This is a genomic window from Pontibacter chitinilyticus, from assembly GCF_039748935.1.
Taxonomy (GTDB): domain Bacteria; phylum Bacteroidota; class Bacteroidia; order Cytophagales; family Hymenobacteraceae; genus Pontibacter; species Pontibacter chitinilyticus.
On sequence record NZ_JBDIZJ010000008.1, the window covers coordinates 71,871 to 89,232 of the forward strand.

Genomic DNA, 17,362 nt, shown 5'->3' on the forward strand with positions numbered 1-17,362 from the left:
GCACTTTAGCGTGTGGAGGCCTGTGCTAATTCCGCACTATAGTATGATTTAAACCAATCCATCGTTTTCCGGAGCCCCTCTTCCAAAGGCGTATTCGGGCGATAACCTACGGCCTGCATCAGATCCTCTACATCCGCATACGTGATCGGCACATCGCCGGGCTGCATGGGCTGCAGGTCCAGCTTCGCCTTCTTGCCAAGCTGCCGCTCCAGTATGGCTACAAACTCCATGAGCGGCACCGGTTGGTTGTTTCCGATATTATAGATCTTATAAGCTGCCCGGGATAAGGCAGACGTAGCACCCCGCGCTGGCTGTACCTCCAACAGGTGTACGATGCTGTTCACTACATCATCGATATACGTAAAGTCGCGCTGCATGTCGCCATGGTTGAAGATGCGGATAGGCGAACCCAGCGCAATTGCCTTTGCAAAGCTATAGTAGGCCATATCAGGCCGGCCCCAGGGCCCATACACGGTAAAGAAGCGCAGCCCTGTGGTGGGTATATGGTAGAGGTGCGCGTAACTGTGCGCCATTACTTCGTTCGCCTTTTTGGTGGCAGCATAAAACGAGATCGGGTAATCTGTAGTGTGCGTGGTAGCGAAAGGCACTTCGGTATTCAGTCCATACACGGAACTGGAGGAAGCAAACAGTAGGTGCCGCACCGGATATTGCCGGCAGGCCTCCAGCAAGTTAGCAAAGCCTACCAGGTTGCTTCCCACATACGACTGCGGGTGCTCCATACTATACCGCACCCCTGCCTGCGCAGCAAGGTTAATCACAACATCAAACTGCTGGTGCTTAAACAAGGCGATCAGCTCCTCATAGGCTGCCAGGTCTGCTTGTATAAAATGCAGGTTGGGGTATTTGCTGCTGGTTGTAAGCTGATTGAAGTGGATCTGTTCTTTGGTAAACCCCTGCACCGCCAGCCGGTCATACTTCAGCTGGGGTTCATAATAACTGTTAATAGAGTCAAGCCCGATGACGGTATTACCTTTCTCCTGAAGGGCAAGCGCTAAATGGTGACCAATAAAGCCGGCGCTGCCGGTAACCAGAATTTTAGTGTCAGGCATTCATTCCTGGGTTAGAAGACAAGTGTATAGCTTCGCCTTTCAGGCCACTACAGCACAGCAAAACAACGGCTAACCGGCCTTGCCACAACAAATTTAGAAGTATGGCAGGAATACTGCTAGCTATTTGCTTTCTTTTTCTCCTGCGCCACCCGCTCCAGCATTTTCAGCACCAGTTCTTCGGTGCCGGAGAGGTGATTAACTTTTGGGGCGGTGGCATCGTGCCGCTGCAGGTAGCGGAGTAATTTATCCTCCCTGAACAGATTAACCACCTCAGGATGAATATAATATTTGCTGCAAACGCTGGGAGTGTTGCCCAGGCCTTTGGCTACACCCTTCACAGCTTCTTTTATACTTTTCTCCTTACCTAATTCAGGCTGCTCGTCCAGCACCTGCTCCAGGCACTCCACCATGCGCACGGTGCCGCCCCAGGTCCGGAAATCTTTTGCCGTAAAGTCTTCTTCTGTCGCTTCGCGCAGGTATTCGTTCACGTCTCCTGATTCCAGCGTTTGCCGCTCTCCCTGCTCATCGTAATACTGAAAAAGATCGTACCCCGGAATGTCGCGGCACTTTTTTACGAGCCGGGCTAACTGGCGGTCCTTTAGGTCAATCTCCTGCTCTACTCCTTTTTTGCCCCGGAAGCTAAACTTTATTTTGTTACCCTCGATCTTTACGTGCTTGTCGCGCAAGGTAGTCAGGCCGTAGGAGCTGTTGGCTTCGGCATACTGCCGGTTGCCGATCCGGATCAGGGCGTTGTCCATAATGGTGAGGACCAAGGCCGTTACTTTGCGGCGGTCCAGTTTGCGGGAGGTAATGTCCTGCTCCAGGCGCTCGCGCAGTTGTGGCAGGTGCTTGCCAAACGAGATCATGCGCCCGAATTTGGTTAGGTTGCGAACCTGTTTCCACTGCGGATGATAAATGTACTGCTTGCGGCCTTTGATGTCGCGGCCGGTTGCCTGCAGGTGCCCCTTAGGTGATTTGCAGATCCATACTTCTGTCCAGGCAGGCGGAATGACCAGTCCTTTGAGCCGCTCCAGTTTTTGATCATCGGTAACAGGTGCGCCGTGCTCATCCAGGTACTGAAAACCTTTCCCTACTTTTTTTCGGGTATAACCGGGCCTGGCATCGGAAGTATAGCGGAGGCCGGCCATGGCAGCAGATTTGCTGGGGTCGGCATATAGATCGTGAACGTTGCTTTTTTTAGCCATGTGCAAATGAGCTCCTGATAAGGAAGCTTCCTGCAGTACATACTATGCAACTTCTTAAAAGTTGTACCAATAAGAAGCAGCAGGAGCCATTTGGAAACCACAAACTACCTTATCTTTGCAGGATAAAGCAACCCAATGCAGATTTCGGATACTATGCACAAGAACATATCGTATTTATACGCCTTCTTTGGTTTTTTTCTGATGGCCTGTGGCGCCGTGGCCGTAGACCTTGCCGGTGAACAGGCCCGAACAGCGCTTATCACGGGAGCTATCGGGGGCGTGCTGGGCCTAGCAGCAGGCCATTTTCTGAACAGGGGCAGACGCTGGGGCTTTCTGCTGGGTGCCGCTGAGGCTGGTTTGCTCACGCTGCTGTTGGCCTGGCGCTCGGCTACTTACTTTATAAGACTCCTGCAGGAAGTGCAGCAGAGCCAGCAAACTGAAGATACGCAAACAGCAGGAATGGCTTTTCTCCTTACCACCGCCATGCTAATTATTGCGCTGCTCACCTTTACTGTTTCCGTTATGTTTGGCAAGCAGGTATTGCGCGAAACCGAATAAGGGTTGGTTTCTGGCTGCAACAATTCAAATTATTTCCTACCGCTATCCCGCAAGTATAGATACCCTTACAGGCATTTTGAGCCCAAGGGCTTCAACGCACTTCTCACGAAGCTCCTGCTACTAGCAGGGGCTTTTTTTGTGCTTTCTAAGTATAAAATAAGGCTCTGCCTGCTGAAAAACAATTTCTGTTTTCCGGAGCTGCTGAAGGATGTAACTACAAAGGACCTGCTGTAGTATAAGCGTTCAGATATATGCCACAAGTGCTATTCTTTTGCGGTATCCGACGTAACCTACTATATGAAACATCCCTTTCGCTTCCCGCTATGGCTGGTGGCGTTGCTCCTTATAGGCGCACTGAACAGTTGCAAAGAAAATGAAGGTGTCATCTTCTCTCCGCAAGACGATATAAAGCTTGGTGAGCAGCTCGCGCACGAAGTAGACGCCACTTACCGGGCCAAAGGCCAGTTGCTGGACCACAACAGCTCCAATGTAGCTGTGCAGCAAGCGTATGCCAGCCTCGACCGCATTGTAAACCGTATCCTGAACTCCGGCGAAGTAAAATACCGGAATGATTTTCCATGGACGGTGACGCTGCTAAAAGACGATGGCAACCTGAATGCGTTTGCTACTCCGGGCGGCCACCTGTACGTGTTCAGTGGTTTGCTCAAGTCTGTAGCAGCTGAAGATCGCCTGGCCGGCGTGCTGGCCCATATGATTGCACATGCCGACCGGCGCCATAGTGTGCAGCAACTGCAACGCGAGTATGGCATCGCCATCCTGCTATCCGTCGCTTTGGGCAATGATCCGGGCACAGGGAAGCAGATCGCTGCTCAGCTGGAAGGCACGATGGCCGGTCTCCAGTTCAGCCCAACGGCCGAAACAGAAGCCCACACCTACGCTAGGCAGTACCTGAAAGGCACCAACTATTATGATTACGACGCAACAGCTGGCTTTTTCGTACATGCAAACAAGGAGACGCAGCCAGATACTTCCCCTGGGTCTCTGCAACCTGCGCCGGAGAGCCACGTGAAGGAGAAGAAGCCTGCAGCTATCAAAGTTGCCCCTGACGCAGATCTTACCGCCTTAAAAACGGCCCTGAACAACTTATAACCGGTGCCTGTCACCTGTCGGCAGGTATCTTTTGCGAACACTATGAAAGATGACTTGAAAGACAAAGCCGCCAAAGGCATCCTAAAAGCAGAAGAGAAGTTAGATGCACTCACCTTTAAGCTCAAGCGCAGACTTGGCCTGCTGCAACCCCTGCAGATCGTTCCTTATCGCAGCTATGGCACCGAGAACAGGTTGTATGTAAAGGGGCGTGTGTTGGTTGACAAAGGCATTACGCAGTCGGAGGAGGATGACACGACCTGGGAAAACCTGCTGAATATGTACCGCCGCTTCGAAAGCGATGAGATTCCGAATGCGCGTGTGCAGTTATACTTGCAGCAGACCACGCACGAAATTACCACAGACCAGGAAGGATATTTTGAGCTGAACATTGAGCCCCAGCGGCCGCTGCAACCCGATGATATCTGGCATGCAATTGACCTGAAACTGGTGGACGCGCCCGTAAAGATAACCGAAGAAGTAACCGCTACTGCGCACGTGCTGGTGCCGCCGCCGGACGCTGAGTATGGCATTATTTCCGACATTGACGACACCATTATCCGGACCGGCTCCACCAGTCTACTCGAAACCGGCCGCAACGTGCTGCTGCACAACGCCCATACCCGCATCCCCTTTCATGGAGTGTCCCAGTTTTACAAGGCACTGCAGTTGGGCCGCAATGGCAAGCGCAACAACCCCTTCTTTTACGTGAGCAGCAGCCCCTGGAACAACTATGACCTGCTTTACCATTTCCTGGAGCTGAACGACATACCACAAGGTCCCCTCCTGCTACGAGACTTCGGGATAGACGAGAAGAAATTCCTGAAGTCCGACCACATGAGCCACAAGTATAAAGAGATCGGGAACATCCTGGCCACCTACCCCAAACTCAACTTTATACTTATCGGTGACAGCGGGCAATTGGATGCAGATATCTATCACCAGGTAGTACATAATTTCCCTGGCCGCATCATGGCCATCTACATCCGCGACGTGAACATCGCTAAGCGCACCCAAGCCGTCACCACCATAGCTGACGAGCTAAAGCAGGAGGGAGAAGTAGAACTGGTGCTGGTAAAGAACACAACTGCCGCCGCCGACCACGCCGCTCAAAATGGCTTTATCTTTACCGAGCAGGTGCAGCACGTGGAAAATGAAGCGGAACTGGATGAGGAGGGGGATGTGTAAGGAGAAAATTGTAATTTTTTTATTTTAAATTATTGTAGTTATTAATTATTTTTATAACTTAGCTTATATATAGTTATACTTTAAACTTAGCATAAGTAAATACAAAAGCAATTTTTGAAGATTAACATATAGAAGGATAGCATAGCTAGCAGTACTGCAGACGCAATAAATAGCTTATGTTCAAGAGAGTCCTTCTTAGAATTATCCTCACCCACAGAAGTAAGTATACATGGTTTAATGCACAGCTTTACACCCATCTGCTGGAAAACCGAACGTATATGAAGTTCATTCAGGAGCTACTGGAGCACAACGATTTAAAGACCATACTACGGTATAATCATCTCAGCCAGCAGCGCTTAAAAAATATTAAAAGCCCGAATAGTAACTTATAAAGTGTACGCGCATTTTGTATTGCCGCGCTGCTGACATTGTATTTATAAACTTATAATATATTGTATGATATTTTGTTAAGCAAATTCTAACTTAGAGCAAGTTGAAGCACTCAACCGAACAAAATTAATATAAATTATTTTCATTCCACCAACTACAAATGTGAGGGCTATGAGACTTCTTCTTCTTACCGTTATCACTACGTTGCTATGTATCAGCCATACTGCAAACGCTCAAGCAATGACTGAGACAAACAACCAATTAGACAGCTTATTTAACGCCTATTACAATGAAGGGCTGAAGCTTTCCCCCGCAATGGCTACTTTTTATGGTGATAACCGGTACAATGACCTGTTGCCTGCAGAGTTCACCGACAGTTATCGGGAGAAATACAAAGACTATTATACCCGTTATTTAACAGCGCTTTCAAATTTCAAGAGAGAAAGTCTAAGTGAAAATGACCGCCTTAGTTACGACATATTCCAATGGCAGTTAAAAATGAACTTAGAGGCGCTTACCCAAAAGGATAATCGCATGCCTTTCAACCAGTATAATGCTGTTCCCTTATCCGTTGCACAATTTGGCAGCGGAAAGTTTATACAGCCTTTTAAAACAGTAAAAGATTATAATGATTGGATAAAGCGGGCGACTGCTTTTTCGGTGTGGGCAGATAGTGCCATTTTTTATTTTAGAAAAGGCATGGCAGAAGGTGTTGTGCTGCCAAAAGCCCTGGTGGTAAAGATAATTCCGCAGATGAATAGTTTTGTAAACACCGATGCTACCAAAAGTGTGTTTTATGGACCTGTTACTAACATGCCGGATAACTTTAGTGATTCAGAAAAGGTCCAGTTGACCAATGCTTATGTGAAATTGATTAATGAGCAACTTGTACCGACTTATCAAAAACTGCGTGATTTTCTTCTAACCGAATATTTGCCTAAGGCAAGAACCAGCAGCGGCTTAAGCGCTGTACCAGGCGGTGCTGCTATGTATGATTACGATGTAAGATTGATTACGACTACGCATATAACGCCAGACGAATTATACAATACCGGCCTGGAAGAGGTAAAAAGAATAAGGGGTGAAATGGAAAAAGTAAAGGAAGCTGTCGGTTTTAAAGGTGATTTGAATGCGTTTTTAGAATATTTGCGAACAGACCAAAAGTTCTTTCCATATAAAACACCGGAGGAGGTGCTAACGGCATATCGGGCTATACAGCAGAAAATTGAACCGGAACTTCCTGCCCTGTTCTTGCACACACCGAAAACGCCCTTTGAGATTCGCCAAACCGAATCATTCAGAGCAGCCTCAGCGTCGGCTCAATATTATCCTGGCTTACCCGATGGGAGTCGTCCCGGCATCTTTTATGTACCCATAGTAGATGCAACCAAAACCAAAATTGCGGAAGAATCAACATTTGCTCATGAAGCTATTCCCGGGCATCATTATCAAGCCATGCTGCAATTTGAGAATGACAGTTTACCTCAATTCAGGCGGCATGGTCATTTTATAGCTTTTATTGAAGGCTGGGGCTTATATAGTGAAAGTCTGGGAAAAGAACTTGGTTTATACACCGACCCTTATCAAAAAATGGCAAACTTATCATGGGAAATTCACCGGGCTATACGGCTGGTAGTGGACCCTGGACTACATACGAAAGGATGGACACGGGAAAGAGCAATCAAATACATGATGGACAATGAACCGATTACTGAGCAAGCGGCTACAGCAGAAATTGAACGGTATATGGCCGTTCCAGGGCAGGCAGTTGCCTACAAGGTAGGGGGGATGAAGTTGCAGGCATTAAGAAAGAAGTACGAAAAAGAGCTCGGCTCCGCTTTCGATATAGCCGCCTTTCATGATGAAATTTTAAAAGATGGGGCTATGCCGCTGGATATACTCGAAGAAAAGATGGATGCATGGGCATCAACGCAAAAGAAGTAAGGGATAATGGTATATAATTTTTTACCATCAAAAGTTTTTAGGCGACAAAGGGCTGCAGTCAACAGTGTGTCTATAAAATTGTGATTGGACGTTAAGCATGCGGCTATAAATCGCAAATGTGCTTTAGAGGATAAATCGGCCTTAGATTTTTCAACAACCCCCGCTTTCGACATTCCTTCAAGGTTATGTGTCAATTTATGTGAAAGAGGTAACTAAATAAAAAATAGTAAAACTTGCATTTTTTAATCTTTAAATAAAACAATAATGAAAAAAGGATTATTCACTTTCGCTTTTGCACTAATGTGCATTTTCTCGTTTGGTCAAACACTGCCCGAAGGAAGCCTGATCAGTGTTCACCCCTTTACTCCTACTTTAAAAGAGGGTGTATCTATGGAAAACTTTGTAAACTTTTACAAAACTAAAGTAATACCTGCTTATGAAAATGCCTTTCCTGGCGTTAAAATGTATGTATCAAAACGTTTGCGTGGACAAGACAGCAGCAGTGTGGGTATAGTATTTATTTTTGATACTGAAGCTAACAGAAATAAATACTTCAATAATGATGATACACCAACTGAACTTGGTAAGGTGGCATTTACAAAGTTGAATGATATTGGAAAAGAATTTGGCAAGTTTGTAATGCCATCTAATGCTCCTGAAATATATACTGATTGGTTAGTATTATAATGTTCAATAAATCATAAAAAACCGTCCTGGCAAAAAGGACGGTTTTAATGTACCCAGTAATTGTACCAAGCCTCGCCGCCGCTTACACGAGGGCGTTAGCGGTTATTCAGCCCTGATGCAATATATCTCTCCATCAAGCAGGATAAATTGCATGTATTCAAACTTTTACCTACCGTGGACAACAAACAAAACAAAGAAGTGACTGACGGCGACCAAAACGAAAGTTCACAAGAATCTTCCAGTGAGCAAGACCCGCCTAACGAAAGTACGTCTCTTGCCCAGATAGACCAGGCAACGAACAACAAAGAAAGCCAGGCAACTGAAAACACAGTAAACCAAAACTCAACTGTCTCTTCGCTCATGGAAGTACATCATCCGCATCATCCATCGCACAAAAAGAAATGGAGCGAATATCTGTTAGAATTTTTCATGTTGTTCTTAGCCGTCTTTCTTGGTTTTGTTGCCGAAAACATCAGGGAGACCTACGTCGAACGACACAGAGAGAAAGAGTATATTATCGGAATGGTGCAAAACCTCAAAGATGATACAACGCAACTCTATCATGTTATTCGAAGGCTAACCGTGAGTACCGAAAAAATGGATAGCCTCGTTCATTTATCAAAAGCAGATTTTACTGTTCCGGAGAACCTTAAAGCATTAACGAGAATAGAACTGGCCTATGCAGCTTGGTTTAATAGTTTTAAAACCAACAACGCTACTCTTACGCAATTAAAACAGAGCGGAAATCTTCGGCTGATACGAACGGACCATGTTGCTGACAGCCTCCTAAGCTATGATTATTTGAATAGCAGAACAGAGACGCAATTTCAGGAATGCTACCTTATATATAACGACTATGTTGCCTCTTCAGAAGAAGTTTTTGATTTTCCGACACTTATAGATACAACTTATATGAAGAATTTTAAACCCTTGAATAAACTCCCCCCGCCGTAACATCCGACAAAGAAAAGTTAAAACGGTATTTTAATAAACTAGCAGTAAATCTAGTTGCTATGAGGGGTTATTTGCGAGAGTTGGATATTCAAGCCAAATATGCAAGTCGATTAATAGTATTCCTGAAAAACGAATATCATTTGGAGGACGAATGAATCAATGTTTATAAATGCGTTTACCGCGGTCAGTCTGTTGACTACGTGTAAAACTACGGCTACCAGTGTGTTTATAAAATTGTTGGCTTGCCGTTAAGCATTCAGCTATAAAGTGCTATTTCGCTTTTTAGTTAATTGAACCTGCCGTTTTCCAAAGTCATAGCTTCATAAATCCTGTTTGTTGGCTGTATGCCTGCGAACTTAGTCTAAACCATGTACTTTCTCATAAATATAAAACTCAAACAAAATGAAAAAGACAATCAAATTAAGTCTGCTTTTTGTAGTTTTTATGCTTAGTGTTTCAGTAACGGTAACGCAAGCACAATCTACCTCCACTGCGCAACCGCGCTACAACGATGTGGTTGGAGAGAATCCGAACGCCGAAGCTGATATGAGGGTTGTAGGCGACTATGTGAACGCACTTGTATCTGGAGACTTAGAAAAAGCCAAAACATTGCTGGCTAACAATTACAAAGGTTATGGTCCAGCTCCTACCGACTCAGCTACAAGTGAGCAGGTTATCAGTGATTGGCAGCGAAACTACAAGTCAACATCTAACCGAAAAGTGAGTTTTGCAACACAGACATTTCGTGTAAAATCCGGTATTTATAAGGGAGACTGGGTATCACTATGGGGTGATTACAGTTTTTCAGAAAATGGAAAAGACGTTAATTTCCCTTTTCAATATACGGCTCGTATAGCCAACGGAAAAATTGAAACAGATAGGATTTATTATGATAGATTGTATATGCTGCAAACCCTTGGCTATACAGTGACGCCTCCTGAGAATAACAAATAGGTAGTAGTTGTAACAATACAACAGAAAAAACATCACAGCCCTCAATGCATTGGCGCATCGACGAATACATCAGCTTTTTGTTCGCTAATAAACTTCAGTTTTAGCCGACGAAAAAAGCCGAGCAATTGAATAAACCATGGCTCTATACCTTTTATCGGGAGCGGTTCGAGGCTGAACGTGTCGCCACAGTAGTAAGCCCTGTACCTTATATGCCACTTTCATTATAAATTCCAAAAACCAACCTTATGAAAAAACCGTTTTTCTTCGTGTTTTTTTCTTTCGTTCTGTTTCAAGGCTTTGCACAGACAAGCAATAAAATTGTGTTAGGGACTATTGACAGCATCGATTCCAAAATACTGCATGAGCAAAGGAAAATTTGGGTGTACGTTCCAAAGGGCGGAGCAACAGATATGTATGGAAAAGCAAAATACCCTGTTGTTTATTTATTGGATGGCGATGCTCACTTTTATTCTGTCGTAGGGATGATTCAGCAATTAAGTTCTGTGAACGGCAACACCATTTGTCCAGAAATGATTGTTGTGGGAATTCCCAACACTGACAGAACAAGGGATTTAACGCCAACACACGTTGATGTGGACCCTATGATGATGAACGACAGCAGTGCATCAAGAACTTCAGGAGGAGGCGAACAATTTATGGCCTTTATTGAAAAAGAACTGATGCCTCATATTGACTCTGTCTATCCCACTTTACCCTATAAAACTATCATCGGGCATTCATTAGGAGGGCTGACAGTAATGAACACGCTTATTAACCATAAAGACCTATTTAATGCCTATGTCGCAATTGACCCAAGTATGTGGTGGGACAAGAAAGCACTGTTACATAAAGCAGCGGATGTATTGCCAAAAGAAAACTATCAAAATAAAATGTTGTTTCTAGGAATCGCCAATACGATGAATAAAGGAATGGATACGGCAAAAGTGAGAAATGATACAACTCTGTTTTCCAGCCACATACAATCCATCTTATCCTTGAATGATGTGCTGCAGCAAAACAGGAACAATGGATTGTCTTACGATTATAAGTACTATAAGAATGACAATCATGGTTCTGTTCCCTTAATCGCAACGTACGATGCCTTACACTTTATCTTCGGCTTTTATAATTTCGAGCTTACAACGGATGATCTCATGAATTTCTCTATGGAAACAGTTGCAAAGCTTGAAAAGCATTATGAAGATGTATCCAAGCATTTTGGCTTTACATACAACCCGCCGGAGGTGTTGGTAGATAATTTAGCTTACATTGCATGGTCTCAAAAGAAGATACCGGAAGTAAAGCGCCTCTTAGACATGAACATTACGAACTATCCAACGAGTTTTAATGCATTTAATTTTATGGGTGATTTACAATCAGCGGAAGGAAACAAAGCAAAAGCAATTGAATATTACAGGAAAGCATTAACAATAAAAGAATATCCCGAAGCGCGCAAAAAACTAAACACACTTTTGAAAAAATAAAACAGCGTATAAAAGGAAAGGGTATTACAATAATGTAGGCTGACGAAACTTTTGTTTTTCGATTTAATTATAGCTCCAGCTAAACATTATGAATTTAGCTATTGTACAAATCGTCAATTTTTAAGTATAATCTTGGCTTCAGTAGCCAAGATTAACAGAATTCTATTTACTGCACTTCGGCAATATTTAAACGTTACCTCCCCACCCCATTAAGCACCGGCATCTACTACTTGACAAACCCTTCGGCTACACCTCACGAAAAAAGCATGATTATAAAGAAGTATGATAGAGAGCTTGAATTGATTACAACAAGGTTAGAAACTAATGCATTTATCTGCTGCACTTTACAATAAAGCAGCGTAAGTATAGTTATTTACTATATTCCTGATGTCTCACTCCTCAGTTTACGCACTATGGCATTCAAGTTCTGGAACAGTGAAAGCAGCAAAACAAAGCCTCAAAAAAGCGTGCTCCGCCAGTGGAGCGATGCAGTCATGTTTGCCGTTGTATTTGCAACGTTAATCCGCTGGTCCACCTTCGAAGCATTTGCTATTCCGAGCTCTTCGATGGAGAAAACATTACTTACCGGTGATTATCTTTTCGTTAGTAAGCTACACTATGGCACCCGCATTCCGCTTACTCCGGTGCAGGTTCCACTGACACATCAAACAATCTGGGGAACCAACATCCCCTCCTACTCAGATGTAATTCAGCTCCCCTATTACCGCTTACCTGGTTTTTCAGAAGTCCGGCGTAATGACCTGGTGGTGTTCAACCATCCGAATGAAGCAGCGCGGCCTGTAGATCTGAAAACGGATCTCATCAAACGCTGTGTAGGAGTTGCCGGCGACACCATTACAATCCGGCACAAGCAGGTATATCTCAACGGAAAAGCTGTAGAAAACCCGGGAGATTTGCAGTTCAGTTACTTCATAAAAACAGATAAGGTCTTAAGCCAAACGTTTTTCCATAAACAGGATATAACAGACGTCTATCTGGCGCAGGGAGGCTACATTGTGTATACTTTGCCGGAGAAAGCTGCTTTTATCCGATCGCTGGACTTTGTACAAGGAGTTACTTTGCTTGAAGCTAAGCATGGAGAGGCTGAACCGGGTATTTTCCCGGGCAGACCAGGTACCTTTTCCTGGAATAAAGATAACTTTGGCCCTTTATACATTCCGAAAGCGGGAGCAACTGTTGCGATCACCCCGCAAATACTTCCGCTATATGAAAAGGTGATTCTCACCTATGAGCATAATCAGAATGCAGAAATCCGGGAAGGCAAACTTTTTATAAATGGGAAAGAAGTAAACCAGTATACGTTTAAGCAGAACTATTACTTTATGATGGGTGACAACCGCCATAACTCCAATGATTCCCGTTATTGGGGCTTTGTTCCGGAAGAATACCTGATCGGGAAAGCGGTTTTCGTGTGGATGTCTGTTGACTCAAGTGCTACCTTCCCGAACAAAATACGCTGGAACCGCTTGTTACATACTATTGACTAACACGGAAGCTCTGCCATATTTAAAGTATAAAACCCCACAACCTCGTGCCTCCTTTAGCAAAACACGTTAACTCGAATGATCGGCAATGATCTTCCAACCATCAGTAAACTTCTGCAGGATGATAGAAAAGTAGCCTTCCAGATTTCCGGCTGCGGCGTCGCGTTGGAGGCGCCATTTGCCTACCACCAGCATCGTTTCGGGCGATAGTTGCCGCATTTCTTTCAGGTCGAAGGTGAGTTGGCCCATCGCGGCAGCATCCGGGTAGCTGCGCTTGTAGTTGTCGAGGGTTTGCTGCCAGCCATAGGTGAGGCCCCGTTTGCCTATAAACAGCAGCGAGTCGGATTGCCAGTAGCCTTGCATATAACACGGCAGGTCGCCCCGGTTCCAGCAGGCGCTTTGCTCGGTTAGCACCTGTTGCACCTGCGCCTCGTCGTCGGCGGAAGTATAAACGGCCTTGCTGCTGGTGCAGGCGGTGGCCAGGCAAAGGCCGGCCGCAAGTATAAACCTATAGCTATTTTTCATTTTCAACTGGAAGTATGGTTTTGATATATGTCGTGCCGCCCAGCCGCCGCATAGCCCTTGCAATGCGCGTGCGGCGGGTGCGCACATAACCAGATGGTTTCCAGGCAGAGTACTTGATCGGGTTGGGCAGTACGGCTGCCAGCAGGGCTGCTTCCTGACGTCCCAGCGCTTTGGCCGGTTTATGGAAGTACCGCTGCGAGGCCGCCTCCACCCCAAACACGCCATCGCCCATTTCGGCAATGTTCAGGTATACTTCCATAATGCGCTCCTTGCCCCACAGCACTTCGATGAGCATGGTGAAGTATGCTTCCACGGCTTTGCGCAAGTAACTGCGGCCATGCCACAGAAAAACGTTTTTGGCAACCTGCTGGCTGATCGTGCTGCCGCCCCGGATTTTACTGCTCTTCCGGTTGCGTTTGAAAGCTGCCTGAATAGCTTCAAAATCAAAGCCGTGATGCTTCAGAAAGAGCTGATCTTCGGAAGCAACCACCGCCAGCGGCAGCTGCGGCGACATCTCCTCCAGCGAAACATAAGTATACTTAATAGCGGGCTCCTTTTTTTCAGCGGCACCTGCCTCGGCTCTGCGCTTGATCATGTGCAGGGTAGCCGGCGGCGCCACCCACCTGTAGAGCAGCACCCAGCTGATACTTACCAGGAAAAGGGTTAGCACCAGTTTTACCAGCAGTATTTTTATCTGCCGCCCCCCCACTCGCTTTTTACTCATGCGTAAACACGTCTGTTAATGGGGCAAAGGTAGATAGTTTGTACTATATTCCAGTAGCTTTTATCGGTAAGCCTTGTACCAACGCAAGCATCCTTGCCGCGTAAGTTATAGCAGGCGCTTTACTAAAAGGCCAACCTTGCCCGCTGTTTTAGGTTATACTATAAAAAAGAAGAACCATGGCGAAGTATCTCCCGCTTTTCCCGCTCCATATCATCGTTTTTCCAGGCGAAAAGCTGAACCTGCACATTTTTGAGCCACGCTACAAGCAACTGGTGTTAGACTGCATAACCGAAGAAAAAACGTTTGGTATGCCCGCTTTTGTGCAGAATAGTGTAGCCGAGTATGGCACCGAACTGGAAATTATCAGCATCGAAAAGAAGTATGAGAACGGCGAAATGGACATTCGCACCCGGGGGCTGCACATCATCAAAATAAACCAGTTTGAAAAAATGGCTCCTGGCAGGCTGTATGCTGGAGGCGAGGTAGAGGTGATTGAAGATAAGAAAGACGAAGATATAATCACCAAAATGAAGATTAGGGAATACTTACAGAAAGTATACGCTGCATTGGGCCTCGACAAATTGTTCCTTGATCTGCCTGAGAATTTCACCTCGTTCGATATTGCCCACAACCTGGGCCTAAGCACCGAGCAGGAATATGTGTTGCTACAGCTGCACAGCGAGAGTGCCCGCCAGGAAGTGATTCTGCAGCACCTGGAGCAAGTGCTGCCACTGGTACTGGAAACAGAACGGCTGAAAGAACGGGTGCGCCTGAACGGACATTTCAAACACCTGACACCGCCCAACTTTTAGCCGCTAGTTTTAGATAACCCGCTTAGTATGCTTGTATACTTCCTCCTGATTATTCCTACGCTCGCCTGTTTGTTTCTGGCTTTCAGTTACTGGCAGGAACTCCGGTACCGGCGGAAGCCCTTTTACCGGCTTTCAGATGTGGGCTGGCAACGCCATACGCTACCGGCTCAGGCTAAATGCCTGCATTCAGTAGCCTTAGTGGGCGATATAGGTGCGCTAGCTACCGATGGCTCCGACCCGGTGATTCCCCTGCTGGCTGCGTGGCAGCAGGAAGCAGGCGCTGCCGGAACAGTCGTTTTGCTGGGCGATAATATTTACCCGGTGGGATTGCCGCCCGAAGGAAATGTGCACCGCACTACTGCCGAGCAGCGCCTGAACTTGCTGCTACAGCAACTTGGCAATTATGCTGGGCAGGGCATTTTTTTGAGCGGCAACCACGACTGGAACAAAGGCCGCAAGAACGGCTACCAGCAAATGCTGCTGCAGGAGGCCTATGTTGCTGCACATGGGAGTGAAAACATCCGCTACCTGCCCCGGAACGGCTGCCCTGGCCCTGTAACTATCCAACTGGCAGAAGGCCTGCTCCTGCTGATCATCAACACGCAATGGTGGGTGCAGAAAGGCGAGAAGCCCTTGGGGAAAGCCTACGGCTGCCCTTATGATTCAATAGAGGAGTTCTTCCTGGAGCTGAACAACATACTGCGCCAGAACAGGCACCAACGCATTTTAGTGGCTGCTCACCACCCGCTGTACAGCAATGCCATGCATGGCGGTAAGTTTACGATGCGGCAGCACCTGTTCCCGCTCACGGCAGCTAACAAGCGTTTTCTCATCCCGCTGCCCATCTTCGGCTCCCTTTACCCATTCTACCGCAAATTTTTCGGCTCGTATGAAGATATGTCGCATGGCAAGTATAAGAAAATGCGGAAACGCCTGCTGCGCATTTTCCACCGCTACAGCAATGTCATTTACGTGGCCGGCCACGACCATAACCTGCAGCACTTCGAGGTTCGGCAGAACCACTACATCGTGAGTGGTTCCGGCAGCAAAACAGCTTATGTAAAAAAAGGAGGGAAAGCTACCTTCACGTTGGAGCAGTTGGGCTTCTTTGTCCTTAACTACTACAGCAACGGGCAAGTATGGCTGGAGGCGCGGGTAGCCACCGAAGAAGGAGCGGAAAGCGGCAGAACTGCCTTTCGGAAAGAGCTCAAAAGCACGCTTGTACCTGTCTCTGAAAAACAAGCCCAGCTTTAACTAATCTTCTTCCGGCACAGGCAAAAGAACATGCAGGCTTCTGGGGTGCATGGTTATTTTGATCTCGGTGCCCAGGTCCACCGGCTCGCCATCAATATGCATTACCTCATGATCGATGTTATAAATAGTGGCTTTCCGGCAACTCAGCTTGCGTGTATAAACCGAAGTATCGATGCTGTCTGTGTATAATTTATACAGAATGCCGATGCCCGCAGCCTTCGGAAAGGGCTCTATCAAACAGATCTCAAAGCGGCCGTCGTTCAGAATGCCGTTAGGGTTGATGTTGGCGTTACTACCAAAGGCATTGGCATTGGCGATCGTTACCATAAAAGCATTTCCCTCAAACGTTTCGGTGTCGGTGTCGATGCGATAAAACCGGGGTTCGTAGCTCAGGTATTCCTGCATCGCGATCCAAGCGTAAGAGCCGGGCCCGCGCGTCTCACCATCGCAAAAACGTTGCACCACCAGGGCGTTGAAACCCAGGTCGCTGAGGTGGATGGATGGGTTGCCGTTGAGGTCTATGGTATCGATAGCGCGAACCGTATGGCGGTAAATAAGTGTGAGCGCATCTTCTGTGTCCTGCGGAATATCCAGGTCTTTCGACAGGCCATTGCCCGAACCAAGCGGAATGATGCCCAGCGGGGTAGACGTGCTAATCAGAAGCGAGGCCACAATACTAACGGTACCATCTCCTCCTACCGCAAATACAGCGCTGTAGCGCGTGGTATCCAGCAGCTGCTTTATATGCTCCTTGTCCTGCTCCCCCGTCGTTCTATAAATGTGGTAATCTATGCCGTGCTGCTGGCAAGTAGCAATAATTTCTTCTTCCAGTTCTGCTTTGTCTACATCACCCGCAATGGGGTTTATGACAAAAAGAAGCTGTTTCTGCGTGGTTTCTTCCATGGGTGCTTTAGTTGACGGATTGCCTGCCTCTGATACGAAAAAAAGCTGTGGAGTAACTAACTAAATTGGCTCTTCAGGTGGGCTTGCAGCTGTACTGT

At 46.4% G+C, this 17,362-nt stretch carries 16 protein-coding genes; 11 read left to right on the plus strand and 5 right to left on the minus strand.

Going from position 1 to position 17,362, the window contains the following annotated elements; genetic code table 11:
- Positions 1–5: 5 nt before the first annotated feature.
- The gene (locus tag ABDW72_RS13135; protein WP_347159027.1) at positions 6–1,070 is read right to left on the minus strand and encodes an NAD-dependent epimerase/dehydratase family protein; all 1,065 of its coding nucleotides are present in this window, start codon (positions 1,068–1,070) and stop codon (positions 6–8) included.
- A gap of 116 nt (positions 1,071–1,186) precedes the next feature.
- A complete protein-coding gene (locus tag ABDW72_RS13140; RefSeq protein ID WP_347159028.1) occupies positions 1,187–2,275 on the minus strand; it encodes a DNA topoisomerase IB in 1,089 nt (362 codons plus the stop codon).
- A gap of 153 nt (positions 2,276–2,428) precedes the next feature.
- Between ABDW72_RS13140 and ABDW72_RS13145 the strand changes: the two genes are divergently transcribed.
- From ABDW72_RS13145 to lepB, 9 genes are all read left to right on the plus strand, one after another.
- Positions 2,429–2,833: a hypothetical protein gene (locus ABDW72_RS13145; protein WP_347159029.1), complete on the plus strand. Its 405-nt coding sequence runs from the start codon at positions 2,429–2,431 to the stop codon at positions 2,831–2,833.
- 297 nt (positions 2,834–3,130) lie between these two features.
- Positions 3,131–3,943: a M48 family metalloprotease gene (locus ABDW72_RS13150; RefSeq protein ID WP_347159030.1), complete on the plus strand. Its 813-nt coding sequence runs from the start codon at positions 3,131–3,133 to the stop codon at positions 3,941–3,943.
- Between the two features lie 42 nt (positions 3,944–3,985).
- The gene (locus ABDW72_RS13155; RefSeq protein ID WP_347159031.1) at positions 3,986–5,128 is read left to right on the plus strand and encodes an App1 family protein phosphatidate phosphatase; all 1,143 of its coding nucleotides are present in this window, start codon (positions 3,986–3,988) and stop codon (positions 5,126–5,128) included.
- Between the two features lie 630 nt (positions 5,129–5,758).
- A complete protein-coding gene (locus ABDW72_RS13160; protein ID WP_347159032.1) occupies positions 5,759–7,462 on the plus strand; it encodes a DUF885 domain-containing protein in 1,704 nt (567 codons plus the stop codon).
- A gap of 264 nt (positions 7,463–7,726) precedes the next feature.
- The gene (locus tag ABDW72_RS13165; RefSeq protein WP_347159033.1) at positions 7,727–8,149 is read left to right on the plus strand and encodes a hypothetical protein; all 423 of its coding nucleotides are present in this window, start codon (positions 7,727–7,729) and stop codon (positions 8,147–8,149) included.
- 174 nt (positions 8,150–8,323) lie between these two features.
- Positions 8,324–9,103: a hypothetical protein gene (locus ABDW72_RS13170; protein WP_347159034.1), complete on the plus strand. Its 780-nt coding sequence runs from the start codon at positions 8,324–8,326 to the stop codon at positions 9,101–9,103.
- 402 nt (positions 9,104–9,505) lie between these two features.
- The gene (locus ABDW72_RS13175; protein ID WP_347159035.1) at positions 9,506–10,057 is read left to right on the plus strand and encodes a nuclear transport factor 2 family protein; all 552 of its coding nucleotides are present in this window, start codon (positions 9,506–9,508) and stop codon (positions 10,055–10,057) included.
- 245 nt (positions 10,058–10,302) lie between these two features.
- Positions 10,303–11,541, plus strand: a complete 1,239-nt coding sequence (locus ABDW72_RS13180; protein WP_347159036.1) for an alpha/beta hydrolase — start codon at positions 10,303–10,305, stop codon at positions 11,539–11,541.
- A gap of 413 nt (positions 11,542–11,954) precedes the next feature.
- Positions 11,955–13,049 (plus strand): signal peptidase I, encoded by a 1,095-nt coding sequence (gene lepB, locus ABDW72_RS13185; RefSeq protein ID WP_347159037.1) that lies wholly within the window; start codon positions 11,955–11,957, stop codon positions 13,047–13,049.
- A gap of 66 nt (positions 13,050–13,115) precedes the next feature.
- Here the strand turns inward: lepB and ABDW72_RS13190 are convergent, their stop codons facing one another.
- Positions 13,116–13,571: a YybH family protein gene (locus ABDW72_RS13190; protein ID WP_347159038.1), complete on the minus strand. Its 456-nt coding sequence runs from the start codon at positions 13,569–13,571 to the stop codon at positions 13,116–13,118.
- The gene (gene mtgA, locus ABDW72_RS13195; protein ID WP_347159039.1) at positions 13,561–14,295 is read right to left on the minus strand and encodes a monofunctional biosynthetic peptidoglycan transglycosylase; all 735 of its coding nucleotides are present in this window, start codon (positions 14,293–14,295) and stop codon (positions 13,561–13,563) included. Before mtgA ends, ABDW72_RS13190 begins: the two co-directional genes overlap by 11 nt.
- A 176-nt stretch (positions 14,296–14,471) precedes the next feature.
- On the opposite strand from mtgA, the gene ABDW72_RS13200 reads away from it, so the two are divergent.
- Complete coding sequence (locus tag ABDW72_RS13200) at positions 14,472–15,107, plus strand: LON peptidase substrate-binding domain-containing protein (RefSeq protein WP_347159040.1); 636 nt, start codon at positions 14,472–14,474, stop codon at positions 15,105–15,107.
- Positions 15,108–15,134: 27 nt separating this feature from the next.
- Positions 15,135–16,361: a metallophosphoesterase gene (locus ABDW72_RS13205; RefSeq protein WP_347159041.1), complete on the plus strand. Its 1,227-nt coding sequence runs from the start codon at positions 15,135–15,137 to the stop codon at positions 16,359–16,361.
- On the opposite strand, the gene ABDW72_RS13210 is transcribed toward ABDW72_RS13205, so the two are convergent.
- The gene (locus ABDW72_RS13210) at positions 16,362–17,264 is read right to left on the minus strand and encodes a diacylglycerol/lipid kinase family protein (RefSeq protein ID WP_347159042.1); all 903 of its coding nucleotides are present in this window, start codon (positions 17,262–17,264) and stop codon (positions 16,362–16,364) included.
- Positions 17,265–17,362 lie beyond the last annotated feature (98 nt).

What these genes read in the sequence shown, in the direction of transcription:
- ABDW72_RS13135 (WP_347159027.1), bottom strand. Translation starts at nt 1,070, where the DNA reads ATGCCTGACACTAAAATTCTGGTTACCGGCAGCGCCGGCTTTATTGGT.
- ABDW72_RS13140 (WP_347159028.1), bottom strand. Translation starts at nt 2,275, where the DNA reads ATGGCTAAAAAAAGCAACGTTCACGATCTATATGCCGACCCCAGCAAA.
- ABDW72_RS13145 (WP_347159029.1), top strand. Translation starts at nt 2,429, where the DNA reads ATGCACAAGAACATATCGTATTTATACGCCTTCTTTGGTTTTTTTCTG.
- ABDW72_RS13150 (WP_347159030.1), top strand. Translation starts at nt 3,131, where the DNA reads ATGAAACATCCCTTTCGCTTCCCGCTATGGCTGGTGGCGTTGCTCCTT.
- ABDW72_RS13155 (WP_347159031.1), top strand. Translation starts at nt 3,986, where the DNA reads ATGAAAGATGACTTGAAAGACAAAGCCGCCAAAGGCATCCTAAAAGCA.
- ABDW72_RS13160 (WP_347159032.1), top strand. Translation starts at nt 5,759, where the DNA reads ATGACTGAGACAAACAACCAATTAGACAGCTTATTTAACGCCTATTAC.
- ABDW72_RS13165 (WP_347159033.1), top strand. Translation starts at nt 7,727, where the DNA reads ATGAAAAAAGGATTATTCACTTTCGCTTTTGCACTAATGTGCATTTTC.
- ABDW72_RS13175 (WP_347159035.1), top strand. Translation starts at nt 9,506, where the DNA reads ATGAAAAAGACAATCAAATTAAGTCTGCTTTTTGTAGTTTTTATGCTT.
- ABDW72_RS13180 (WP_347159036.1), top strand. Translation starts at nt 10,303, where the DNA reads ATGAAAAAACCGTTTTTCTTCGTGTTTTTTTCTTTCGTTCTGTTTCAA.
- lepB (WP_347159037.1), top strand. Translation starts at nt 11,955, where the DNA reads ATGGCATTCAAGTTCTGGAACAGTGAAAGCAGCAAAACAAAGCCTCAA.
- ABDW72_RS13190 (WP_347159038.1), bottom strand. Translation starts at nt 13,571, where the DNA reads ATGAAAAATAGCTATAGGTTTATACTTGCGGCCGGCCTTTGCCTGGCC.
- mtgA (WP_347159039.1), bottom strand. Translation starts at nt 14,295, where the DNA reads ATGAGTAAAAAGCGAGTGGGGGGGCGGCAGATAAAAATACTGCTGGTA.
- ABDW72_RS13200 (WP_347159040.1), top strand. Translation starts at nt 14,472, where the DNA reads ATGGCGAAGTATCTCCCGCTTTTCCCGCTCCATATCATCGTTTTTCCA.
- ABDW72_RS13205 (WP_347159041.1), top strand. Translation starts at nt 15,135, where the DNA reads ATGCTTGTATACTTCCTCCTGATTATTCCTACGCTCGCCTGTTTGTTT.
- ABDW72_RS13210 (WP_347159042.1), bottom strand. Translation starts at nt 17,264, where the DNA reads ATGGAAGAAACCACGCAGAAACAGCTTCTTTTTGTCATAAACCCCATT.